We start from the raw sequence: 19,098 nt of genomic DNA on the forward strand, positions 1-19,098 counted from the left end.
GGCCAAGACCCCGGCCCCGAGCCCCGAGATCCGGCGCGAACAGGTGACGACGACCTCGCCGCGCGAGGTGACGGTGCGGGTGTCCAACGCGACCGCCAAATCCGGGCTCGCCGCCGCCGCCACCACGCAGCTCAAGCGGGACGGGTTCAACGTGATGACACCCGACGACTACCCCAGTGCACTGAAGGCCACGACGGTGTTCTTCTCTCCCGGCAATGAACAGGCCGCCGCGACGGTGGCGTCGGCGTTCGCCACTTCCAAGGTGCACCGGGTGTCGGGCTACGGTCAGGTCGTCCAGGTGGTGCTCGGCCCGGACTTCAACTCCGTCGCCGATCCGCCGCCGACCGGCTCACCGGTCAGCGTGCAGATCGAGCGCAGCTCCGGCGACACGCCGACCAAGCTGCCCGAAGACCTGACGGTCACCAACGCGGCCGACACCACCTGCGAATAGCCTGATTGCCGAGCGTCCGGTCGCCGTTTTCGACGTCGAGAACGTAGGCTTGGCGGCATGCGGACCGCCTACCATGAGCAGCTTGCGGGCTTGTCCGAGCGGCTTGGCGAGATGTGCGGGCTGGCGGGCGTTGCCATGGAGCGCGCCACCCAGGCCCTGCTGCAGGCCGACCTCGTGCTGGCCGAACAGGTGATCTCCGACCACGAGCAGATCGCGGCGATGAGCGCCCGCGCCGAGGAGAGCGCCTTCGTGCTGCTGGCGTTGCAGGCACCGGTCGCGGGCGACCTCAGGTCGATCGTGAGCGCCATCCAGATGGTCGCCGACATCGACCGGATGGGCGCGCTGGCCCTGCACGTCGCCAAGATCGCCCGCCGGCGGCATCCCCAGCACGCGCTGCCGGAGGAAGTCAACGGATACTTCGCCGAAATGGGAAGGCTCGCAGTCGATTTGGGTAACAGCGCGCAAGAGGTGGTGCTGTCCCGCGACCCGGAGAAGGCCGCCCGCATCCGCGAAGAAGACGACGCCATGGACGATCTGCACCGGCATCTGTTCTCGGTGCTGATGGACCGCAAATGGAAGTACGGCGTGGCCGCGGCCGTTGACGTGACACTGCTGGGCCGGTTCTACGAGCGCTTCGCCGACCATGCGGTCGAGGTGGCGCGGCGCGTCATCTTCCAGGCGACCGGCAGCCTCCCCGAAGAGGAGAACAAAGCCTCCTCCGACTAGACCTCAGCCGAAGCGGCCGGAGATGTAGTCCTCGGTGGCCTTCTCGCTCGGGTTGGAGAAAATCTTTTCCGTGTCGTCGATCTCGATGAGCCGGCCGGGCTTGCCGGTGGCTTCCAGGTTGAAGAACGCCGTGAGGTCGCTGACCCGGGCAGCCTGCTGCATGTTGTGGGTGACGATGACGATCGTGTAGTCCTGCTTCAGCTCACTGATCAGGTCTTCGACCGCCATCGTCGAGATCGGGTCCAGCGCCGAACACGGCTCGTCCATCAACAACACATCGGGTTGCACGGCGATGGCACGCGCGATGCACAGCCGCTGCTGCTGACCGCCGGACAGTCCACCGCCCGGCTTGTCCAACCGGTCCTTGACCTCGTCCCACAGGTTCGCGCCGCGCAGCGAATGTTCGGTCACCTCGTCGAGCACCTTGCGGTTGCGGACACCTTGCAGCTTCAGGCCCGCCACCACGTTGTTGCGAATCGACATGGCGGGGAACGGGTTCGGGCGCTGGAACACCATCCCGATCGCCCGGCGCACACCGACCGGGTCGACGTCCGGGCCGTAGATGTCCTCGTCGTCGAGCAGCACCTCGCCCTCGACGCGGCCGCCGGGAACCACCTCGTGCATCCGGTTCAGCGCGCGCAGCACGGTCGTCTTGCCGCAACCGGACGGGCCGATGAACGCCGTCACGCTCCGGGGCAGAACCGACAGCGTCACATCCGCGACGGCCTGAAACGACCCGTAATAGATGTCGACGCTCTTGAGGTCCAACCGCTTGGCCACCTGGTGCTCCTGCCTTGACTTGCGGGGGCAAAGATTTTCGACATCACCCTGGCCCCGATGTTGATGACGGCGATCACCAGGATGAGGGTTAGGGCGGCGCCCCACAACCGATCCGTGGGCACGGGGTCGACGCCCGCACCGGCCAACGCCTGGTCGTAGATCATGCCCGGAAGTGACCCGATGAACCCGTGGAAGATGTCCCAGCCCATCGACTGCGAATAACCGACCAGGATCAGCAACGGGGCCGTCTCCCCCAACGCTCTGGCCACCGCAAGCATGATGCCCGTGATGATGCCGGACAGCCCGGTGGGAATCACAATCCGGGCGATGGTCTTCCACTTCGGGATGCCCAGCGCGTAGCTCGCCTCGCGCAGATCCACCGGCACGATCCGCAGCATCTCCTCGGTGGCTCGCACGATGACCGGCAGCATCAACAGCACCAGGGCCAGCGACACCGCGAACTCGGAGCGGGCGAGGCCGAACGTCGCCACCCCCAGGGTGTAGATGAACAACGCCGCCACGATCGACGGCACCCCGGACAGGACGTCCACCATGAACGAGGCCACCCTGCCCAGCGGCGTGCCGCCCCCGTACTCGACCAGGTAGATCGCCACCATGATGCTGATCGGGACCGAGATGACCGCGCATACCAATCCCTGCAACAGCGTGCCGACGATCGCGTGGTAGGCGCCGCCGCCGGCGACGAACGCCGTCATACCCGCCTGCGACTGCGTCCACCACGCGGCCGATGCGATCGCCCTGTACCCCTTGGCGATCACCGAGAACAGCACGTAGACCAGTGGCGCCAGGGCAACGACCATCGACGTCGTCACGAACAGGCCGGCGAGATTGTTCACGACTCGACGACGCCGGCCGAGGCCGGGGAACGTCCGGGCCTTGAGCGGGCGGTCCAGGATCGAGGTCATCGGCCGCTTCTTCTGCGCCCGATCCCGGCGACCGCGCCGCGCGCGAGGGCGTCGACCAGGAAAGTGAGCACGAAAAGAACCAGACCGGCGGCGATATAGGCACCCGCCCGGTACGGGTCGTCCAGATCCGAAGCGGCACCGGCGATCTTGGTCGCGAAGGTGGAGCCGCCGTCGAACAACGACCAGCCGAACGCGGCCCGGGCTCCCCGCAGGATGATCAGCAGGGCCATCGTCTCGCCGAGGGCGCGACCCAGGCCCAGCATCGCGCCGCTGACGTACCCGGACTTCCCGAACGGCAGCACGGTCGTCCTGACCACTTCCCACCGGGTGGCGCCCAGCGCCAGCGCGGCCTCGATCTGGTCGATGGGCGTCTGGACGAACACCTCGCGGGTGACCGCGGTGGTGATCGGCAGGATCATCACCGCCAGCACGAGGCCGCCGGTGAAGACGGTGCCGCCCCCGGTCGCCGGGGTGTTCCCGCCGGCGAAGAGAAAGCACCAGCCCAGGGCGTGGTTCAGCCAGGACGCGATAGGCCGCAGGCGAGGCGCCAACACCTGCAGACCCCACACGCCATAGATGATCGAGGGCACCGCGGCCAACAGGTCGACCGCGTACGCCAGCGGGCCGGCAAGAGGCCGCGGGGCGTACTGCGTGATGAACAACGCCACGCCCAGGGCGACCGGCATGGCCAGGAACAGCGCGAACAGCGCCACGAGGATGGTGACCTGCAGTAGATCGAGCATGCCGAAGTGCATCGCCGAGGTGTCTGTCGTGACCCAGGCTCCGCCATAGGTGAAGAAGTTCTCCCGGTTGCGCTCGAGCGCCGGGATGGCGCGCAGCAGCAGGAAACCGCCGATCGCGGCGATCAGCGCAACCATCAGGGCGCCCGAAGCCTGCGCGAGCCGGCGGAAGACCCTGTCGCCGACCTGCGGTTGCCCCTGGCCCCATGGGCTGATCGGCACCACCGGGGCCTCGGGGAAGGGCGCGGCCACGACCGCGCCCGAACCCGCGTCGGCCGGGTTCGGCACTGCAGGCATTGTCACCGTGATCCCGTCACAGTCGCGCTGTCGCTCCTTGCGCCCAATTGATCACCGCTCCTCGACTTTATCGGGTAGGCGAACACAGCCGGCAGATGTCAGGACGGACTGCGCGTTGTTGGCGGCCGCGGTGCGCAACGACTCGCACGTAGCCAGGAGCAACGGGTAGGTTCCCGGTTCCCGCGTACGGCCCCCCGCCACTGCTGCCTGCGGTTCGCTCAGCCGGCGGTGGACGAGACCGCGTAGGCGGTGTCGGCGCTGTACCGGGTGAAGCCCAGGCGTTCGTAGGTCCGCAGCGCGGCGACATTGTCCGACTCCACGTACAGCATCACCGTCGGGTCGGCAGCACCGGCCAGCCGGCGTGCCAGCGACTCGATGCCGATGGCCGTCAGCACCTGCCCGATGCCGCGGCGCTGCGCGGACGGGTCGACGCCCAGAACGTAGACCTCGCCCAGGCCCGGTTGATCCGCATGCACTTTGGTCCAGTGGAAGCCCACCAACCGGCCGGCCTCGTCGCTGGTCGAGTCGCCGAACGCCAAGAACAGCCCCGCCGGGTCGAACCACGGTTCGGCGCGCCGCTCGGCGAGGTCGGCCGCGGTCCACCCACCCTGTTCGGGGTGTTCGGCGAACGCAGCGTTGTTCACGCGCAGCAGTTCGGCGTCGTCGCCCGGGCCCGCGTAGGTGCGGATCCGCATCCCGCCGGCCGGTTCCACCGGGGGGGTGTCGCGCAGCGAGCGCCGCATCTGGACGAGTTCCCGCACGGCGACCAGGTTCAGCGCGGACGCGGTCGCCCGGGCCGCCTCCAGCGTGCCGTGCGCCCAGAAACGGTTGCGGGCGGCGGTCTTTGCCAGCGCCGCCCGACCCATCGCCGCGCCGATGCCACCTCGGCGGGCCTGTGGGTGCACCACCAGTTCGGCCATCCCGGTGTCCCCGTCGCGTGGCGGACTGAGGTTGAGGTAGCCGACGAGCGCATTGTTCGACGATTCGGAAACCAGCAGGTGCTCGGTGCGGTCGTGCCCGAGTTCGCGCAGCACCTGTTCGCCGAGGGGCGTGACGCCGTCGAATTCTGTTGCCGCCGAAACCAATTGGCGCACCTGCCGCTGCTCGTCGGCGGTCAGCCCGGACCGCCAGCCGGACGGGGTCACTGACTGCGCGCGGGGTCGGCCAACGGGCCTGGCAGCTCCTCGGCCTCGGGCTCGGCATCCTCGGAGCCGTCGGGGTCGGCGCTGGGCACCCGGCCGCGCGCGGGCCTGACAGCCTTGTAACCCACGTTGCGGACCGTGCCGATCAGAGCCTCGTGTTCGGGACCGAGTTTGGCACGCAACCGGCGCACGTGCACGTCGACGGTGCGTGTGCCGCCGAAGAAGTCGTAGCCCCACACTTCGTGCAGCAGCTGTGCGCGGGTGAACACGCGGCCGACATGCTGGGCCAGATATTTGAGCAACTCGAATTCCTTGTAGGTCAGGTCGAGCGGGCGGCCCCGCAGCCGCGCGGTGTAGGTGCCTTCGTCGATCACCAGCTCGCCGAGGTTCACCTTGCCCGCGCTCTCCTGCTCGGCCAGGTCGCCGCGACGCCCTACCACCAGCCGGAGCCTGGCGTCGATTTCGGCGGGCCCCGTGCTGGGCAGCAGGATCTCGTCGAGCCCCCAGTCCGCGCTGACCGCCACCAGACCGCCTTCGGTCACCACGGCCAGGACCGGGGCCGATCGGCCGGCCGTGTTCAGGAGGCGGCAAAGACCACGCGCCGAGGACAGGTCGGTGCGCGCGTCGACCAGCACGGCGTCCGCCGTTCCGGCCTCCAGCAAAGAGGATGGTTCCGGCGGGGCCGTCCGCACGGTGTGGGGAAGTAGGGACAACGACGGCAGGACGGGGTCGGGATGCAGCTCCGAGGTCAACAGTAGTAGCTCCAACAAGCCCCTCCAGCCCATGGGAAAGGCATCTCCCAATGCGGGACGCAACGTCGCGTTAGTTGCCAGGTCATCTAACGATAACGTGCCACCTGGTCTTTGGCCTCGCGATCGAGCGCTCTGGTGGCGACTGTGACCAAGTGCTCGCGGTCGCGTGAGGTACCCCGGAGACGTACCTCGCGGCGAACGCGGCGCCGGCTCGGCCACAATATGCGGGTGCGCAAGGTGCTGATCGGTCCGGCGGCCGCGGTGATCACCGTGGCCGTGGTGGCCGCAGGCGCCGTCGGCGTCGACTACGGAACGAGCATCTACGCCGAGTACCGGCTGTCGACGACCGTGCGCGAGGTGGCAAAGCTGGGCTCGGACCCGTTTGTGGCCATCCTGGCGTTCCCCTTCATCCCCGAGGCGATGCGCCGGCATTACAACGAGCTGGAGATCAAGGCCAACGCGGTCGATCACGCGCTGACCGGCAAGGCCACCCTCGAAGCCACCATGCACTCGATCGATCTGACGTACGCTTCCTGGCTGATCAGGCCCGAGGCGAAGCTTCCGGTGGGCGAGCTGGAGAGCCGCATCATCATCGACTCCGTGCACCTGGGCCGATACCTGGGCATCAGCGACCTGATGGTCGACGCACCCCCACGGGAAACCAACGATGCGACCGGCGGCACCACCGAATCAGGTATCTCCGGCAGCCACGGCCTGGTGTTCACCGGCACGCCGAAATCGGCCGGCTTCGATCACCGGGTCAGCGTCTCGGTCGATCTGTCCATGGCCCCCGGCAACCAGGCGACCCTGGTGTTCACGCCCACCGGGGTTCTCACCGGGCCGGACACCGCGAATCAACCGGTTCCGGACGACAAGCGCGATGCGGTGCTGCACGCATTCAGCTCCAGCCTGCCCGGCCAGACGCTGCCGTTCGGCGTGGCGCCGCAAACCGTCGGGGCGCGCGGTTCGGACGTCATCATCGAAGGCATCACCTATGACGTGACCATCACGCTGGAAGAGTTCAGGCAATCGTGAGCCGTCGCTCGTGACCCGCGCCGACGACGATGCAGAGCGAGGCGATGAGGAGGAGCGGCGCTTGTGAGCACCGTTCTGGCCGCCATCGCCGCGACGGCTGTCGTGGCAACGCTGGCAGGGTGGTTGCTGACCCGGCGCTCGGGAGCGATCAGGGAGGTGCGCCCGGCGTCGGCCCGCGATGACGCCGGCGGCATGGACGATCTGGGCCTGTCCCGCACCGGTCCGACGGTCGTGCACTTCAGCGCCCCGTGGTGCGGACCGTGCGATCGGGTTCGCCGGGTGGTCGGCCACGTTTGCGACGACCTGGGCGGCGTCGCCCACGTCGAAATCGACCTGGACGCCGATCCGCGCGCAGCCCGCCGCTTCGCGGTGCTGTCGCTGCCCACCACGTTGATCTTCGACGCCGACGGACACCAGCGCTACCGGGCCTCCGGTGTACCCACGGCGGCCGATCTGCGTTCCGCGCTGGAACCGCTGCTGACTTGACGGCCATGCCGCTGGGTGAACCTGCCGGCGTGTCAGCCCGCTTCGAGCCCATGCTCACCAAGCGTGACGCAGTCGATCTGTGCCGCATCGCGGGCTGTTGCTGTAGCTGCTGAGTAGGGGCGCTTCCGCGCGCACCCCGCAGCAACCCCGGAGGCCGAGCGTGGCCTGTCTTCCACCGTCTCCGTGCACCAGCCACCCCCAGGGCCAGCAGCATGTGCACCATCAACCGTCGCCTTCGCCCGGACCTCGTCGACGCGCGTGGGCCGAGGTTCGCCGCCTGGGTGACGACCGCCGTCCTGACGTCCGCTCTGTTGATTGCGGCGTCGCTGCCCGGCAGCGGCAGCGATCATCCCCGGGCTGCAGGCCGTGGTCTTTGCCGCCGGCGCCCTCGGCGGTCCGCGCCGTCACCCCTACGGGCGGGTGTTCGCCACCCTGCCGGCACCGCGGCTGGGACCGGTCGCCGACGGCGCCTTCGTGGCGGGCGTCGTGGCCACCGCGGCCGTGCTGCCGGCAGCCTTCCGCAACGCCGCGTTCGGCATCTGTCTGGGCTGCCGGGTCTAACCGCTCGTGGCGCGTTTCCGGTCCGGTTCCCGCCGTCCGGTGGATGCCCCGGCTCGACCGAGGAGTTGACGTGACACTTGCCCACAAGCGTTCCGGAGCCGACCCGGCGACGGAGACCGTGATCACCGGCCCCGTCGTGGACCGAGACGGGCGGGCCGTGGCCGGCGCGTTCGTCCGCTTGCCGGACTCGTCGGACGATTTCACCGCCGAGGTCATCGGCTCGGCCGGCGGGGACTTGCGGATCTTCGCCGCACCGGAGTCTGGAGGCTGCGCGCACTGTCCGCTTCGGGCAACGGCGACGCCGTGATCGCGCCATCGGGCGCCGGCGTGCACGCGGTGGACGTCAAGATCGCCTGACGACTTCGGGGGCCGACTGTGAACTCACGGCTTTCGGCGTGAACACAGGGCGCGGCTTTTCGGCGTGTCGCCGCCCAGGACTCACGCCCGATGCAGGAGGGACGGCGGCAGGCTCCGCGGCACGTGCCGTCGGCGAATAGACTCGTCCCCGTGGTGTTGTTCTTCGAGATCGTGCTGGTGCTGGCGGTCGTGATCATCTCCTGGTTCGCGCTGTACACGCTGTACCGACTGATCACTGACGAGTCGTGACCTCCTCTGACGCCAACGTTGACGGACCGGAAGGTGCCGCCTTCGGCGACCGCGCCATGGCTGCCGCTGCCGAACGCGCCAAGGTGACGGCGGCGCGCAACATCCCGGCGTTCGACGATCTGCCGCTTCCGGCCGACACCGCAAACCTGCGCGAAGGCGCGAACCTCCACGACGCACTGCTGGCGCTGCTGCCGCTGGTGGGTGTGTGGCGCGGGGAAGGCGAAGGCCGCGGACACGACGGGGACTACCGGTTCGGCCAGCAGATCGTGGTCTCGCACGACGGCGGCGACTACCTGAATTGGGAGGCCCGGTCCTGGCGGCTCAGCGAGACGGGCGGCTACCAGGGACCCGGGTTGCGCGAGACGGGCTTCTGGCGTTTCGTCAACGACCCCGACGATCCGAGCGAGTCGCAGGCCATCGAGTTGCTGCTGGCTCATTCCGCCGGATACGTCGAGTTGTTCTACGGGCGGCCGCGCAACCAGTCGTCGTGGGAGTTGGTGACCGACGCCCTGGCACGCAGTAGGTCGGGGGTGCTCGTCGGCGGCGCCAAGCGCCTCTACGGCATCGTCGAAGGCGGCGACCTGGCCTACGTCGAGGAACGGGTGGATGCCGACGGCGGGCTGGTGCCGCATCTGTCGGCGCGCCTGTCGCGGTTTGCCGGATAGCGCCTCGCCCTGGCGCTTTCGGGGATCACATCGGGTCCGGACGTGGAGCGGCCCCCGAGCAAAGCTCCTGGTCGGACACGACCGGATGCTCGGGGGCCGGGTGACTGCGGTGGATTCGCCAGCGCGCATTGGCCGCCAGCTCTTCTCTGCCGAGCCGATGCTGCTAGCGCGCAGCCACCTCACATGTCCATGAAGCTATCAATTTCGCGGACCACCTCCTTTCTTGTGTACGGCCGACCGTACCTGCAAATCGGCGATCCGACAACACAATTCACTTCTCAGCGATCGCTGACGACAGCCGCGTCGATCAGGCCCGCGAATTCTGCGGCCCTCGCAGACCGCGGCAGCCGACGGCCATCGAGGGTGTGCACACGGGCGGCCAGCGTCATGCTCGACACCAACCAAACCCCTTGAGCTGCATAAAGGTCCGCGATGCGCAAGGCGCGGTAATCGCAGTCGTAACCCTTGGACCGGGCCACCTCGAAGAGCGCTTGTTGAGTGGTGCCGCGCAGGATCGGATACCACGGCGGCGGTGTGAGCAGGCATGGGTTTTCCGCGCCGGACTGCGTGGCGATGACCACAGTTGAACGCGGGCCTTCCAGGACGTAGCCCTCGGAGCTGACGAACACCACGTCACCGGCACCCTGCCGGGCCGCTTGGCGCAATGCGGCCATGTTGACCGCGTAGGACAGCGTCTTGGCCCCGGCCAGCAGCCAGGGCATCGCGTCGATACCGAGGGCGGGCAATCCGCGATCCAGCGTGATCGCCGTCAGGCCGTCGCGCCGAACGGCCGCGACTCGTTCCGGGACGCCGTTGACCATCACGTAGGCGGTGGGCGCCGAGCCGCTCTCGCGGCCGCGGCTGTAGATCAAGCGCAATGCACCCTCGTCGTCGGTGTGCGCCACCCACCGGCGCGTGGCCACGTCGATCGCGCTGCGCCAGCTCGCGAGTTCCGGCGGCGGCAGGTCCAGCATCTTGGCCGACTGGGTCAGGCGCTGCAGATGCGAGTCGATCAGACAGGCTCTGCCGTCGCGGATCAACAGCGTCTCGAAGGCGCCGTCGCCGCGGACCGCCGCGAGATCGTCGGCGTACAGCAGCGGCGTTCCGGGCGGATGGATGTTGCCGTCCAGTGTGACGATGACACCCGCCTGGCCTGTCATGGAAGAGCAGCCTAGTGGCGATCGCAAGCGCGGCGAAGCCGGGCGCAGCGGGTCGACACGGCGATCAGTGACTCGTACATGCTCGACACGCGCGCCCGCAGCTGCGCGGCGAGATCCGGGGAGGTCGAGGCCGTGGTGGTCCGCGCCCCGCCGGGGATCGGCGTCGACGGTACGAGTTATGTGGTTGTGCCGGTGGCACATCTGGGCGTAACGCCGCATGTCCGCAGGACCGGCCAGGCACGACACCGCCCGTTTCCCACCCAGGGTGGGGTGGGATAGTAAAGGGTTACCATGGATTTCGAGGATTTCCGAAAGCCTGCGCTCGGCGGTGGCGTCGCCGAGCGTCCCGACCCGTCCAAAGGGGATCAGCGACGTTGATGGGAGCGACGGACGACGAGTTGACGTCGAAGAAGCGCGCCGCGCTGAACCGCCTCAAGACCGTGCGGGGACACCTGGACGGGATCATCAGGATGCTGGAGTCGGATGCCTACTGCGTGGACGTGATGAAGCAGATCTCGGCCGTCCAGTCGTCGCTGGAGCGCGCAAACCGCGTGATGCTGCACAACCACCTGGAGACCTGCTTCTCGGCCGCGGTGCGCAATGGCCGAGGGGATGCTGCCATCGAGGAACTGATCGACGCGGTCAAGTTCACGCCGGCGCTCACGGGTCCGCAGGCACAGCTGAACGGCTCCGCGGCCGGTGAACCGACCGCTTCACCGCCGGCGGCGTCCGTAGAGTTGGGGCGATGAGAAGGGAGCGGCGCACATGAGGGCAGTCCCCGCACCCGAGACCGGGCCCGACGCGGGCGCCATCTGGCATTACGGCGATCCGCTGGGCGAGCAGCGCGCGGCGGCAAACGACGCGGTCCTGGTGGACCGCTCGCACCGCGCCGTGCTCGTCCTGACCGGTGGCGACCGGCAGAGCTGGCTGCACAGCATCTCCAGCCAGCACGTCAGCGACCTGCCCGAGGGCGCCAGCACGCAGAATCTCAGCCTGGACGGTCAGGGCCGGGTCGAAGACCACTGGATTCAGACGGAATTGGGCGGCGCCACCTACCTCGACACCGAGCCGTGGCGGGGCGAGCCCCTGCTGGCGTACCTGCGCAAGATGGTCTTCTGGTCCGACGTCACGCCGGACTGCGCGGACATGGCGGTGCTGTCGCTGCTCGGGCCGCGACTCGCCGACGCGGCCGTGCTCGACGCCCTGGGGTGCGATGCGCTGCCCGCCGCGATGACGTCGGCGCCGCTCCCCGGCGGAGGATTCGTGCGGCGGATGCCCGGCGGTCCGGCCGGCACACTCGAACTGGACCTGTTGGTGCCGCGCGGTGAGTCTCCCGCCTGGCGCGACCGCCTGGCCCGGGCGGGCGTGCGCGCGGCCGGGGTGTGGGCCTATGAAGCCCACCGGGTCGAGGCGCTGCGGCCCCGCCTCGGGGTCGACACCGACGAGCGCACCATCCCCCACGAGGTGGGCTGGATCGGCGGGCCCGGCGAGGGCGCCGTCCATCTGGACAAGGGCTGCTACCGCGGGCAGGAAACCGTTGCTCGGGTGCACAACCTCGGTAAACCGCCCCGGATGCTGGTGTTATTGCACCTCGACGGCTCGGTGGACCGGCCCGCGACGGCCGATACGGTGCTGGCCGGCGGTCGCGCCGTCGGCCGCCTCGGCACCGTGGTCGAGCACGTGGATCTTGGGCCGATCGCGTTGGCACTGCTCAAGCGCGGGCTGCCGGCGGACGTCGAATTGGCGACCGGACCGGAGGCCGGGGTTGCTGCGTCCATCGATGCCGATTCCCTGCCGGCCGCCGACCGGATCGGTGCGGGACGGCTGGCCGTTGAACGATTGCGGGGCGGTGCGCGATGATGGGCGATGACGTCCGCCACAGCGGGCGGGGGCGCCGACGACCGGCCAGTGGGCACGGTAAACTGTCGGCAGGACAATAAAGAGACCAGAGATCGGAGCCGCCTACTTGTTAGGCCGCTCCGTTATTGCGCGAGGGGGTTCCCCCATGGGCCGCGGCCGGGCTAAGGCAAAGCAGACCAAGGTTGCTCGAGAACTGAAGTACAGCTCCCCGCAGACCGACTTCCAGCGGCTTCAGCGCGAGTTGTCGGGAACGGGTGCTGCCGAGATCGGCGACTCCGGCGAACTGGACGACGGCCCCGACAATTCGTGGGACGCCGACGACTGGCGCCCCTAGAACGCGCATCTTTCCGTGTCGATGCGGTCCGCATCGACACGGTTTCTCTTCGTTGAGGCCTTTTCAGAATCTCGGGTGTTGTCCGACCAGCTTTGCCCGCGGGCCGTCCTTGCCCTTGCCCACCGTGCCCAATACCCAGCAGTCCAGGTGCCTCGCGGTCAATATGGCCAGGGCCCGGTCGGTGTCTTCCGGGGCCACGATGGCGATCATGCCGACGCCCATGTTGAACGTCTTCTCCATCTCCTCACGGCCGACACGGCCGCGCTGGGCGATCATCGCGAACACCGGCGCGGGCGTCCAGGTGCCCCGGTCGACCTCGGCGACCAACCCATTTGGAATTACCCGCTGCAGGTTGCCCGCCAGCCCGCCGCCGGTGACGTGGCAGAACGTGCGGACCTGGGTTTCGGCGGCCAGGGCCAGGCAGTCCCTGGCATAGATGAAGGTGGGCTCCAACAGTTCTTCGCCCAGGGTGCGGCCGAATTCCTCCACGTGGCCGCCGAGCGGCATCCGATCGATCTCGAGCAGCACCGCGCGCGCCAGCGAGTAGCCGTTGGAGTGCAAGCCGGAAGATCCCAGGGCGATGAGGACGTCCCCGGGTTTGACACGGTCGGGGCCCAGCACGTCGTCGGCCTCGACCACGCCGACGCCGGTGGCCGAGATGTCGTAGTGGTCGGGCTCCATGAGGCCGGGATGCTCCGCCGTCTCCCCTCCCAGCAGCGCGCAACCGGCGCGCACGCACCCCTCGGCGATACCGCTGACGATGGCGGCCAGTCGTTCCGGCACGGTCCGGCCGACAGCGATGTAGTCCTGCAGGAACAGCGGCTCGGCGCCGCACACCACCAGGTCGTCAACCACCATCGCCACCAGGTCGAGGCCGACCGTGTCGTGCTTGTCCATCGCCTGCGCGACCGCCAGCTTGGTGCCGACACCGTCGGTGGACGCCGCCAGGACGGGTTCGCGGTAGTCGCCCCGCAGGGCGAACAACCCGGCGAAACCGCCCAGCCCGCCGCGCACCTCCGGCCTTGTCGCCTTGGTCGCCAGCGGCTTGAACAAGTCGACGGCGCGATCACCGGCTTCTATGTCCACGCCGGCCGACGCGTAGGTGATGCCCTGACTGCCCGGTTCTAGTCCGGGGCTTTTTCCGGGATCCGTCATCGCGATAAAGGCTACCGGGCGGCAGCGGCCGCCGGTGTCAAACGTCCTCGCAGCGCCGACGGGCCACCTCGTCAGCGGCCGATCGGCACTTCCCCGGTGGCGGCCCCGGTCGCGGCGTGGTCCAATTCGGCCCCGCGCGCCGCATTGGCCAGCATGTGCTCGACGACGTTCTTGCCCAGCGCCGTCTCACCCGGCAGCGCGATCGGATACGTGCCGTCGAAGCAGGCGGTGCACAACCGCGAGGCGGGCTGCTCGGAGGCGGCAACCAGGCCGCGCAGGGAGATGTAACCCAACGAGTCGGCGCCGATGGCGTGCCGCACCGCCTCGAGCATCTCCTCTTTGTCCGCGACGGCGTTGGCGATCAACTCCGCCGGCGACGGGAAATCGATGCCGTAGAAGCAGGGCCACTTCACCGGCGGCGAGGCGATACGGACGTGCACCTCGACGGCACCGGCCTCGCGCAACATCCGCAGCAGCGCGCGCTGGGTGTTTCCCCGCACGATCGAGTCGTCGACGACGATGAGCCGCTTGCCGCGGATCACCTCTTTGAGCGGGTTGAGCTTGAGCCGGATGCCGAGCTGGCGGATGGTCTGCGACGGCTGGATGAAGGTGCGCCCGACGTAGGCGTTCTTCATCAGGCCCTGACCGTAGGGGATGCCGGACTCCTGCGCGTACCCGACCGCGGCCGGGGTGCCCGATTCCGGCACCCCGATCACCAGGTCGGCCTCGACGGGGCATTCCCGCGCCAGGCGGCGGCCGATCTCCACCCGGGTCGCGTGCACCGATCGGCCGGCCAGCATGCTGTCCGGACGGGCCAGGTAGACGTACTCGAAGACGCAGCCGTTGGGCGTGGGGTTGGCGAATCGCGTCGAGCGAACCCCGTCGGCGTCGATGGCCAGCAGTTCGCCCGGTTCGATGTCACGGACGAACGAGGCGCCGACGATGTCGAGCGCGGCCGTCTCGGAGGCCACCACCCAGCCGCGGTCCAGCCGTCCGAGCGAAAGAGGCCGCACCCCGTGCGGGTCGCGGCATGCATAGAGGGTGTTCTCGTCCATGAACGTCAGGCAGAACGCGCCGCGCACCGTCGGCAGCAGCTCGAGGGCCGCCTGTTCCAGGGTGGAATCGGCCGCGCCGTGCGCCAGCAGCGCGCCCAGGATGTCGGAGTCGGTCGTCGCCGGGGCGGGGGCGCGACGGGAGATCAGGCCGGCGTCGCGAGCCCGTGCGGCAAGTTCGGCGGTGTTGACCAGATTCCCGTTGTGCCCCAACGCGACTCCCGTGCCGGCCGCGGTGTTGCGGAAGACCGGCTGAGCGTTTTCCCAGGTGGTGTCCCCGGTGGTGGAGTAGCGGCAGTGCCCGATGGCGACGTGGCCGTGCATCGCCGCCAGCGTCTGCTCGTCGAACACCTGGCTGACCAGGCCGAGGTCTTTGAAGACCAGTACCTGGGATCCGTCGGCGACCGCGATGCCCGCGGCTTCCTGGCCGCGATGCTGCAAGGCGTAGAGACCGTAGTAGGTGAGCTTGGCGACCTCTTCGCCCGGGGCCCACACCCCGAATACACCACACTCTTCACGGGGCGCGTTGAAGTCCGGCTCGGGTGCATCTGTTCCAGCGACGGTCACGTTCGGCGGCTCCCGGGGAACGGTGGGTGACGAAACGGAGTCTACGGGCACAACGCCCGCAGCGCCGAATCGGACAGCGCGTGTTGAGCTCGGAAAAATCCCCACCAGGACCCTAAATCTGCAGTTCAGGGTTATATTCGGCTGACGCCGAACAGCGGTAACCAGTGCTCGATCTCACCCGAGCGCGACCCCGACAGGGTGAGTGTCCCCGCGGCCTTCGCCTGTTCGAGCCGCAGCAACCCGGTGACGAGCAGAAGCCACGTCCGCGGGTCGGTTTCGACGACGTTGGGCGGCGTACCGCGGGTGTGCCTGGGACCGGCCACGCACTGCACGGCGGCGAACGGTGGGATCCGGACCTCGACGCTGGCGCCGGGCGCCACGGTGGCCAGGGTGCGTGCGCTGAGGCGCACCGCCGTCGCCAGCGCATCCCGGTCGGGCGCCGGATGCGATTCGTCGCGCAACCAGTCCGCGACGGCCAGCACCGCGGCCCGGGTGGCGGCCGGATCGGCTTTGTCACGGGCGGGCACACCTTAGGTTCTCAAAGCGGCGTGGGGCGCCGCGCGGCACCCGACGGGGAACCCAACACCGTGTGACGCGGCCACCACGTCCACATTGCCGGCAAGTGTCCGAACGTTCACTAAACCGCCTGCCTTGCAGGGGTTTCGGCTTAACGGCACCATGGACGATACCGGCACGGGTCGGGCATGCTCGCCACCCGCGCCGGCCTCGGCGCGCGAGGTCTCCAGCTTCCGCGGTGGCTGACTGAATGGGGTGTCCGATGGCCAGATCCGGTCCGAGCGAGGGCGGTCGCGCCGCCCGCCGAACCCCGGCCCCCCTCGTGGTGACCCGGCGAGGAAAAATCGCCCGGCTGGAATCCAGCCTGACCCCCCACGAGGCACAAATCGAGGACCTGGTCTTCATCCGCAAGGTCTTGAGCAGGGCCGGCATTGGTTTCCTGCTGATCCGTGACCACCAGGGCCGGCCGATCCTCGCGGTCGACATCGAACAGCGCCCGGCGGTCGAGCGCGCGTTGGTGACGTCGTGCGCGGCCGAGCCCATGTACGCCAAGACGGTCGACGAAAAGGGGCTATCACCTGTCCTCGTCGCCGAAGGCCGGCTCTCCCCACTGCCTGATCCACGTCTTGTTCGGCTGTATCGGCGACGGATCGCCCCCGGGGGTCTGCGGTACGGGCCGGCGTTCGGCGTGGAGATTCAGTTCTGGGTATACGAGGACGCCGTGATCCGCTGCCCGGTGGAGAACTCCTTGACGCGAACCGTGTTGCCACGGAGCGAGGTCCAGCCGACGACCGTCAAACTCTATGGCTACAAGTGGCCGACCATCGCGCGGATGTTCGCCGCGCACGCAAGCGACGTCACCTTCGACATCGACATGGTGTTCTCCTGGGTCGAGGGCAGCGATCCCGAGTTCCGCGCGCAACGCGCCGCGCAGATGTCGCAGTACCTGGTGGGCGAAGGTGACGGAGCCGAAGCGCGCATTCGCCAGATCGACGAGTTGAAATACGCGCTGCGGTCGGTCAACATGTTCGCACCGTGGGTGCGTCGGATCTTCATCGCGACGGATTCCCGCCCGCCGGCATGGCTGGCCGACCACCCGAAGATCACCATCGTCCGCGCCGAGGAACATTTCTCCGACCCCGCCGCGTTGCCGACCTACAGCTCGCATGCGGTGGAAAGCCAGCTGCACAACATCACGGAGCTCAGCGAGCACTTCTTGTACTCCAACGACGACATGTTCTTCGGCCGACCGGTCAAAGCGACCATGTTCTTTTCCCCGGGCGGCGTCACGCGCTTCATCGAGGCCACGACGCGCATCGGGCTCGGTGACAACGACCCCGCACGCAGTGGGTTCGAGAACGCCGCCCGGGTGAACCGGCAGTTGATCTTCGAGCGGTTCGGGCAGGTCATGACCCGCCATCTGGAGCACACCGCGGTCCCACTGCGCAAAAGCGTGCTGAGGGAGATGGAACGCGAATTCCCCGAGGACTTCGCCCGCACCCAGGCCAGCCAGTTCCGGTCCAGCACCGATATCTCGGTGACCAACTCCTTCTACCACTACTACGCGCTGATGACCGGGCACGCCGTCCAGCAGGAAAAGGCCAAAGTGCTCTACGTCGACACCACCAGCCGGGCGGGCCTCGACCTGCTTCCCGTGCTGCGCAGGAAGCGCAACCAGGACTTCTTCTGCCTCAACGACGGCAGTTTCCCCGAGGTCGCCGCGGAGGAGCGGGCCGAGCGGGTCGTCGACTTCCTCGAGCGCTACTTCCCCATCCCCGCACCCTGGGAGAAGGTGTCGGCCGACGTCAATCAACCGGGGTTCGCCGAGCCGATGACGTTAACACCCTCGAAGGGTGCCTGAGCAGCGAATCCCGTCGGGACGATTCGATGAACATGCCGCTGTCGGTGATTTCGCGTCGCGCCTCCGCGGGAGAGACGGAGGTGCCCACCGTTTCTCCGCCGCCGAGCGGGATCACCGAGTGCACGACGGTGTCGTGGTAGATGTGCACCACGTTGCAGGCCTGGGCGCCGTCTCTGCCGCGGGTTCCGCCGGCGGCAACCGTCAGGTCCTGCGTGTAGCAGGTGGCCGAGGCCACGGACACCGGGATGCCCACAAAGGTCGCGTTCGTCGAATAGTGCAGGTGCCCGGCCAGAATCGCTCGGACATCGCTTCCGCGCAGCACCCGTCCGAGGGCGGCCTGGTCGCGCAGTTCCACCGTGACCGCCAGGTCCAGGACGCTGGGAATCGGCGGGTGGTGCAGGGCGAGGATGCTGCCGTGCGGGGCCGGTGCGTCCAACTGCGCGGCAAGCCAGGCCAATTGGGAAGCACTGATCTGCCCGTAGTGCTGGCCGGGAACCGAGGTGTCCAGCGTGATGACGCGCAGCCCGTCGAGCATGCACACGCGGTCCAGCGGTGCCATCGACGGTGCTTCGTCGAGCAGCGCGCTACGCAGGGCCGGCCGGTCGTCGTGGTTGCCCATCACCCAGACGAGTTCGGCGCCCAACCCGGCCGCGAAGGGCTCCACCACGGCGCGCAGCTTGCGGTAGGCCGCGGGCTCACCCTTGTCGGCCAGATCTCCGGTGAACACGATCGCGTCGGGCCGCAGCCGTGCATGTGTCAACTGCTCGAGCAGCTCCCCCAGCCGGCCGTCCGCATCGACCGCTCCGTAAAGGGACCCCTGCGCAATGAGATGGGTGTCACTGACGTGCAAGAGAATGAAATCCGGCCGCGGGTGCTCCGCGGCCCTAAGTCTGTGCACCGGGGGTGCCAACCCTCTCGTGTATCGGTTTTGTCGGCAAGACCTGACCCGAGTATACGGCCGTGGAGCGCGCGCTAACGGGACCGTTTCCGGCGATCGCGCTGGACGATCAGGGCGGCGATGGCGCCCGCCTCGTTGACGGCGAGGTGTGCCAGCATGGGCGCCGCCAGGCTTCCGGACCGAGCGGCGAGCCAGCCGAAGACCCAGCCCCCGACTCCGGTGGCCAGCACGGTGGCCGCCAACGGTTCGCCCGTCGCGCGCGCGTCCGCGATGTGGAAGAGCCCGAATGCGCCGGCCGGCAGCAGGCGTCCTCCGAAGGTGCCGCCGGCGGCGCGCGCCCCGAGGTGAGCCAGCGCCGCGCGGAAGGCCGCCTCCTCGGCCCACACCGTGCCGATGGGGATGCGCAACAACAGCCAGGCCGGCGTCGATGCCGGCAGCCGACGGGCCGACATGGAAAGCCGCACCGGCGCAATCGCGGTCGCCCCGGCGATCGCGGCCGCCCCCCCCCCCCCCCCCCCCCCCCCCCCC

20 protein-coding genes and 3 pseudogenes are annotated in these 19,098 nt (G+C 68.8%); 12 read left to right on the forward strand and 11 right to left on the reverse strand.

The window, feature by feature from the left end; all coding sequences use genetic code 11:
- Positions 1–451: LytR C-terminal domain-containing protein (locus FPZ47_RS20410; protein ID WP_144951235.1), on the forward strand; the 451-nt coding region annotated here is incomplete at its 5' end.
- Between the two features lie 57 nt (positions 452–508).
- A complete protein-coding gene (gene phoU, locus FPZ47_RS20415; protein ID WP_144951233.1) occupies positions 509–1,177 on the forward strand; it encodes a phosphate signaling complex protein PhoU in 669 nt (222 codons plus the stop codon).
- A gap of 3 nt (positions 1,178–1,180) precedes the next feature.
- On the opposite strand, the gene pstB is transcribed toward phoU, so the two are convergent.
- From pstB to FPZ47_RS20440, 5 genes and pseudogenes are all read right to left on the reverse strand, one after another.
- Positions 1,181–1,957 (reverse strand): phosphate ABC transporter ATP-binding protein PstB, encoded by a 777-nt coding sequence (pstB, locus tag FPZ47_RS20420; RefSeq protein ID WP_144951231.1) that lies wholly within the window; start codon positions 1,955–1,957, stop codon positions 1,181–1,183.
- A 35-nt stretch (positions 1,958–1,992) separates the two neighbouring features.
- Positions 1,993–2,883, reverse strand: a pseudogene (gene pstA / locus FPZ47_RS20425) (phosphate ABC transporter permease PstA); the annotation flags it as partial.
- Positions 2,880–3,920, reverse strand: a complete 1,041-nt coding sequence (pstC, locus tag FPZ47_RS20430; RefSeq protein WP_168209514.1) for a phosphate ABC transporter permease subunit PstC — start codon at positions 3,918–3,920, stop codon at positions 2,880–2,882. The pseudogene pstA and the gene pstC, both read right to left, overlap by 4 nt.
- Before the next feature lie 218 nt (positions 3,921–4,138).
- Positions 4,139–5,065, reverse strand: a complete 927-nt coding sequence (gene mshD, locus FPZ47_RS20435) for a mycothiol synthase (protein ID WP_144951225.1) — start codon at positions 5,063–5,065, stop codon at positions 4,139–4,141.
- Positions 5,062–5,832: a winged helix-turn-helix transcriptional regulator gene (locus tag FPZ47_RS20440; RefSeq protein WP_144951241.1), complete on the reverse strand. Its 771-nt coding sequence runs from the start codon at positions 5,830–5,832 to the stop codon at positions 5,062–5,064. Before FPZ47_RS20440 ends, mshD begins: the two co-directional genes overlap by 4 nt.
- A 204-nt stretch (positions 5,833–6,036) precedes the next feature.
- Here FPZ47_RS20440 and lmeA point away from each other — a divergent pair, with 204 nt between their 5' ends.
- The 6 genes and pseudogenes from lmeA to FPZ47_RS20465 all read left to right on the forward strand — a co-directional run bounded on the left by lmeA (position 6,037) and on the right by FPZ47_RS20465 (position 9,167).
- Entirely contained in the window at positions 6,037–6,849 is an 813-nt protein-coding gene (gene lmeA, locus FPZ47_RS20445) for a mannan chain length control protein LmeA (protein ID WP_144951223.1), read from the forward strand.
- Between the two features lie 63 nt (positions 6,850–6,912).
- Positions 6,913–7,335 carry a thioredoxin family protein gene (locus FPZ47_RS20450; RefSeq protein WP_246133385.1) on the forward strand — a complete coding sequence of 141 codons (423 nt, stop codon included), beginning with the start codon at positions 6,913–6,915 and terminating at the stop codon, positions 7,333–7,335.
- Between the two features lie 5 nt (positions 7,336–7,340).
- Positions 7,341–7,448 carry an Ms5788A family Cys-rich leader peptide gene (locus FPZ47_RS30720; protein WP_425461774.1) on the forward strand — a complete coding sequence of 36 codons (108 nt, stop codon included), beginning with the start codon at positions 7,341–7,343 and terminating at the stop codon, positions 7,446–7,448.
- A gap of 99 nt (positions 7,449–7,547) precedes the next feature.
- Positions 7,548–7,896 (forward strand): annotated as a pseudogene (locus FPZ47_RS20455) (DUF4395 family protein).
- Positions 7,897–7,939: 43 nt separating this feature from the next.
- Positions 7,940–8,253, forward strand: a pseudogene (locus FPZ47_RS20460) (DUF1416 domain-containing protein).
- A 305-nt stretch (positions 8,254–8,558) separates the two neighbouring features.
- Positions 8,559–9,167, forward strand: coding sequence for a heme-binding beta-barrel domain-containing protein (locus FPZ47_RS20465; RefSeq protein WP_246133386.1), 609 nt, complete (start codon positions 8,559–8,561; stop codon positions 9,165–9,167).
- Positions 9,168–9,445: 278 nt separating this feature from the next.
- Here FPZ47_RS20465 and FPZ47_RS20470 read toward each other — a convergent pair whose 3' ends face one another.
- Positions 9,446–10,327: an aminodeoxychorismate lyase gene (locus tag FPZ47_RS20470; RefSeq protein ID WP_144951219.1), complete on the reverse strand. Its 882-nt coding sequence runs from the start codon at positions 10,325–10,327 to the stop codon at positions 9,446–9,448.
- A gap of 377 nt (positions 10,328–10,704) precedes the next feature.
- On the opposite strand from FPZ47_RS20470, the gene FPZ47_RS20475 reads away from it, so the two are divergent.
- The 3 genes from FPZ47_RS20475 (at position 10,705) to FPZ47_RS20485 (ending at position 12,521) form a co-directional block, all read left to right on the forward strand.
- Complete coding sequence (locus tag FPZ47_RS20475; protein ID WP_144951217.1) at positions 10,705–11,076, forward strand: metal-sensitive transcriptional regulator; 372 nt, start codon at positions 10,705–10,707, stop codon at positions 11,074–11,076.
- Positions 11,077–11,092: 16 nt separating this feature from the next.
- Positions 11,093–12,187 carry a CAF17-like 4Fe-4S cluster assembly/insertion protein YgfZ gene (gene ygfZ / locus FPZ47_RS20480; protein WP_144951216.1) on the forward strand — a complete coding sequence of 365 codons (1,095 nt, stop codon included), beginning with the start codon at positions 11,093–11,095 and terminating at the stop codon, positions 12,185–12,187.
- 145 nt (positions 12,188–12,332) lie between these two features.
- Positions 12,333–12,521 (forward strand): DUF3073 domain-containing protein, encoded by a 189-nt coding sequence (locus tag FPZ47_RS20485; RefSeq protein WP_144951213.1) that lies wholly within the window; start codon positions 12,333–12,335, stop codon positions 12,519–12,521.
- 63 nt (positions 12,522–12,584) lie between these two features.
- On the opposite strand, the gene purM is transcribed toward FPZ47_RS20485, so the two are convergent.
- The 3 genes from purM to FPZ47_RS20500 form a co-directional block, all read right to left on the reverse strand.
- Entirely contained in the window at positions 12,585–13,676 is a 1,092-nt protein-coding gene (purM, locus tag FPZ47_RS20490; RefSeq protein WP_144951211.1) for a phosphoribosylformylglycinamidine cyclo-ligase, read from the reverse strand.
- Between the two features lie 71 nt (positions 13,677–13,747).
- Positions 13,748–15,295 (reverse strand): amidophosphoribosyltransferase, encoded by a 1,548-nt coding sequence (gene purF / locus FPZ47_RS20495; RefSeq protein WP_144951209.1) that lies wholly within the window; start codon positions 15,293–15,295, stop codon positions 13,748–13,750.
- A gap of 131 nt (positions 15,296–15,426) precedes the next feature.
- Positions 15,427–15,822 (reverse strand): sterol carrier family protein, encoded by a 396-nt coding sequence (locus FPZ47_RS20500; protein WP_144951207.1) that lies wholly within the window; start codon positions 15,820–15,822, stop codon positions 15,427–15,429.
- A gap of 251 nt (positions 15,823–16,073) precedes the next feature.
- On the opposite strand from FPZ47_RS20500, the gene FPZ47_RS20505 reads away from it, so the two are divergent.
- Positions 16,074–17,672: a stealth family protein gene (locus FPZ47_RS20505; RefSeq protein ID WP_144951205.1), complete on the forward strand. Its 1,599-nt coding sequence runs from the start codon at positions 16,074–16,076 to the stop codon at positions 17,670–17,672.
- On the opposite strand, the gene cpdA is transcribed toward FPZ47_RS20505, so the two are convergent.
- Together cpdA and FPZ47_RS20515 are read right to left on the reverse strand one after the other, a co-directional pair.
- A complete protein-coding gene (gene cpdA / locus FPZ47_RS20510; RefSeq protein ID WP_144951203.1) occupies positions 17,617–18,570 on the reverse strand; it encodes a 3',5'-cyclic adenosine monophosphate phosphodiesterase CpdA in 954 nt (317 codons plus the stop codon). The two genes, FPZ47_RS20505 and cpdA, sit on opposite strands and share 56 nt — an antisense overlap.
- 74 nt (positions 18,571–18,644) lie before the next feature.
- A partial coding sequence (locus FPZ47_RS20515; RefSeq protein WP_145039570.1) for an Rv0804 family intramembrane glutamic endopeptidase occupies positions 18,645–19,098 on the reverse strand: 454 nt, incomplete at its 5' end.

It is taken from the genome of Mycobacterium helveticum, from assembly GCF_007714205.1.
In the GTDB taxonomy this organism is placed as follows: domain Bacteria; phylum Actinomycetota; class Actinomycetes; order Mycobacteriales; family Mycobacteriaceae; genus Mycobacterium; species Mycobacterium helveticum.

What these genes read in the sequence shown, in the direction of transcription:
- phoU (WP_144951233.1), top strand. Translation starts at nt 509, where the DNA reads ATGCGGACCGCCTACCATGAGCAGCTTGCGGGCTTGTCCGAGCGGCTT.
- pstC (WP_168209514.1), bottom strand. Translation starts at nt 3,920, where the DNA reads ATGCCTGCAGTGCCGAACCCGGCCGACGCGGGTTCGGGCGCGGTCGTG.
- lmeA (WP_144951223.1), top strand. Translation starts at nt 6,037, where the DNA reads ATGCGGGTGCGCAAGGTGCTGATCGGTCCGGCGGCCGCGGTGATCACC.
- FPZ47_RS30720 (WP_425461774.1), top strand. Translation starts at nt 7,341, where the DNA reads ATGCCGCTGGGTGAACCTGCCGGCGTGTCAGCCCGCTTCGAGCCCATG.
- FPZ47_RS20465 (WP_246133386.1), top strand. Translation starts at nt 8,559, where the DNA reads ATGGCTGCCGCTGCCGAACGCGCCAAGGTGACGGCGGCGCGCAACATC.
- FPZ47_RS20470 (WP_144951219.1), bottom strand. Translation starts at nt 10,327, where the DNA reads ATGACAGGCCAGGCGGGTGTCATCGTCACACTGGACGGCAACATCCAT.
- FPZ47_RS20475 (WP_144951217.1), top strand. Translation starts at nt 10,705, where the DNA reads ATGGGAGCGACGGACGACGAGTTGACGTCGAAGAAGCGCGCCGCGCTG.
- ygfZ (WP_144951216.1), top strand. Translation starts at nt 11,093, where the DNA reads ATGAGGGCAGTCCCCGCACCCGAGACCGGGCCCGACGCGGGCGCCATC.
- FPZ47_RS20485 (WP_144951213.1), top strand. Translation starts at nt 12,333, where the DNA reads ATGGGCCGCGGCCGGGCTAAGGCAAAGCAGACCAAGGTTGCTCGAGAA.
- purM (WP_144951211.1), bottom strand. Translation starts at nt 13,676, where the DNA reads ATGACGGATCCCGGAAAAAGCCCCGGACTAGAACCGGGCAGTCAGGGC.
- FPZ47_RS20505 (WP_144951205.1), top strand. Translation starts at nt 16,074, where the DNA reads ATGGCCAGATCCGGTCCGAGCGAGGGCGGTCGCGCCGCCCGCCGAACC.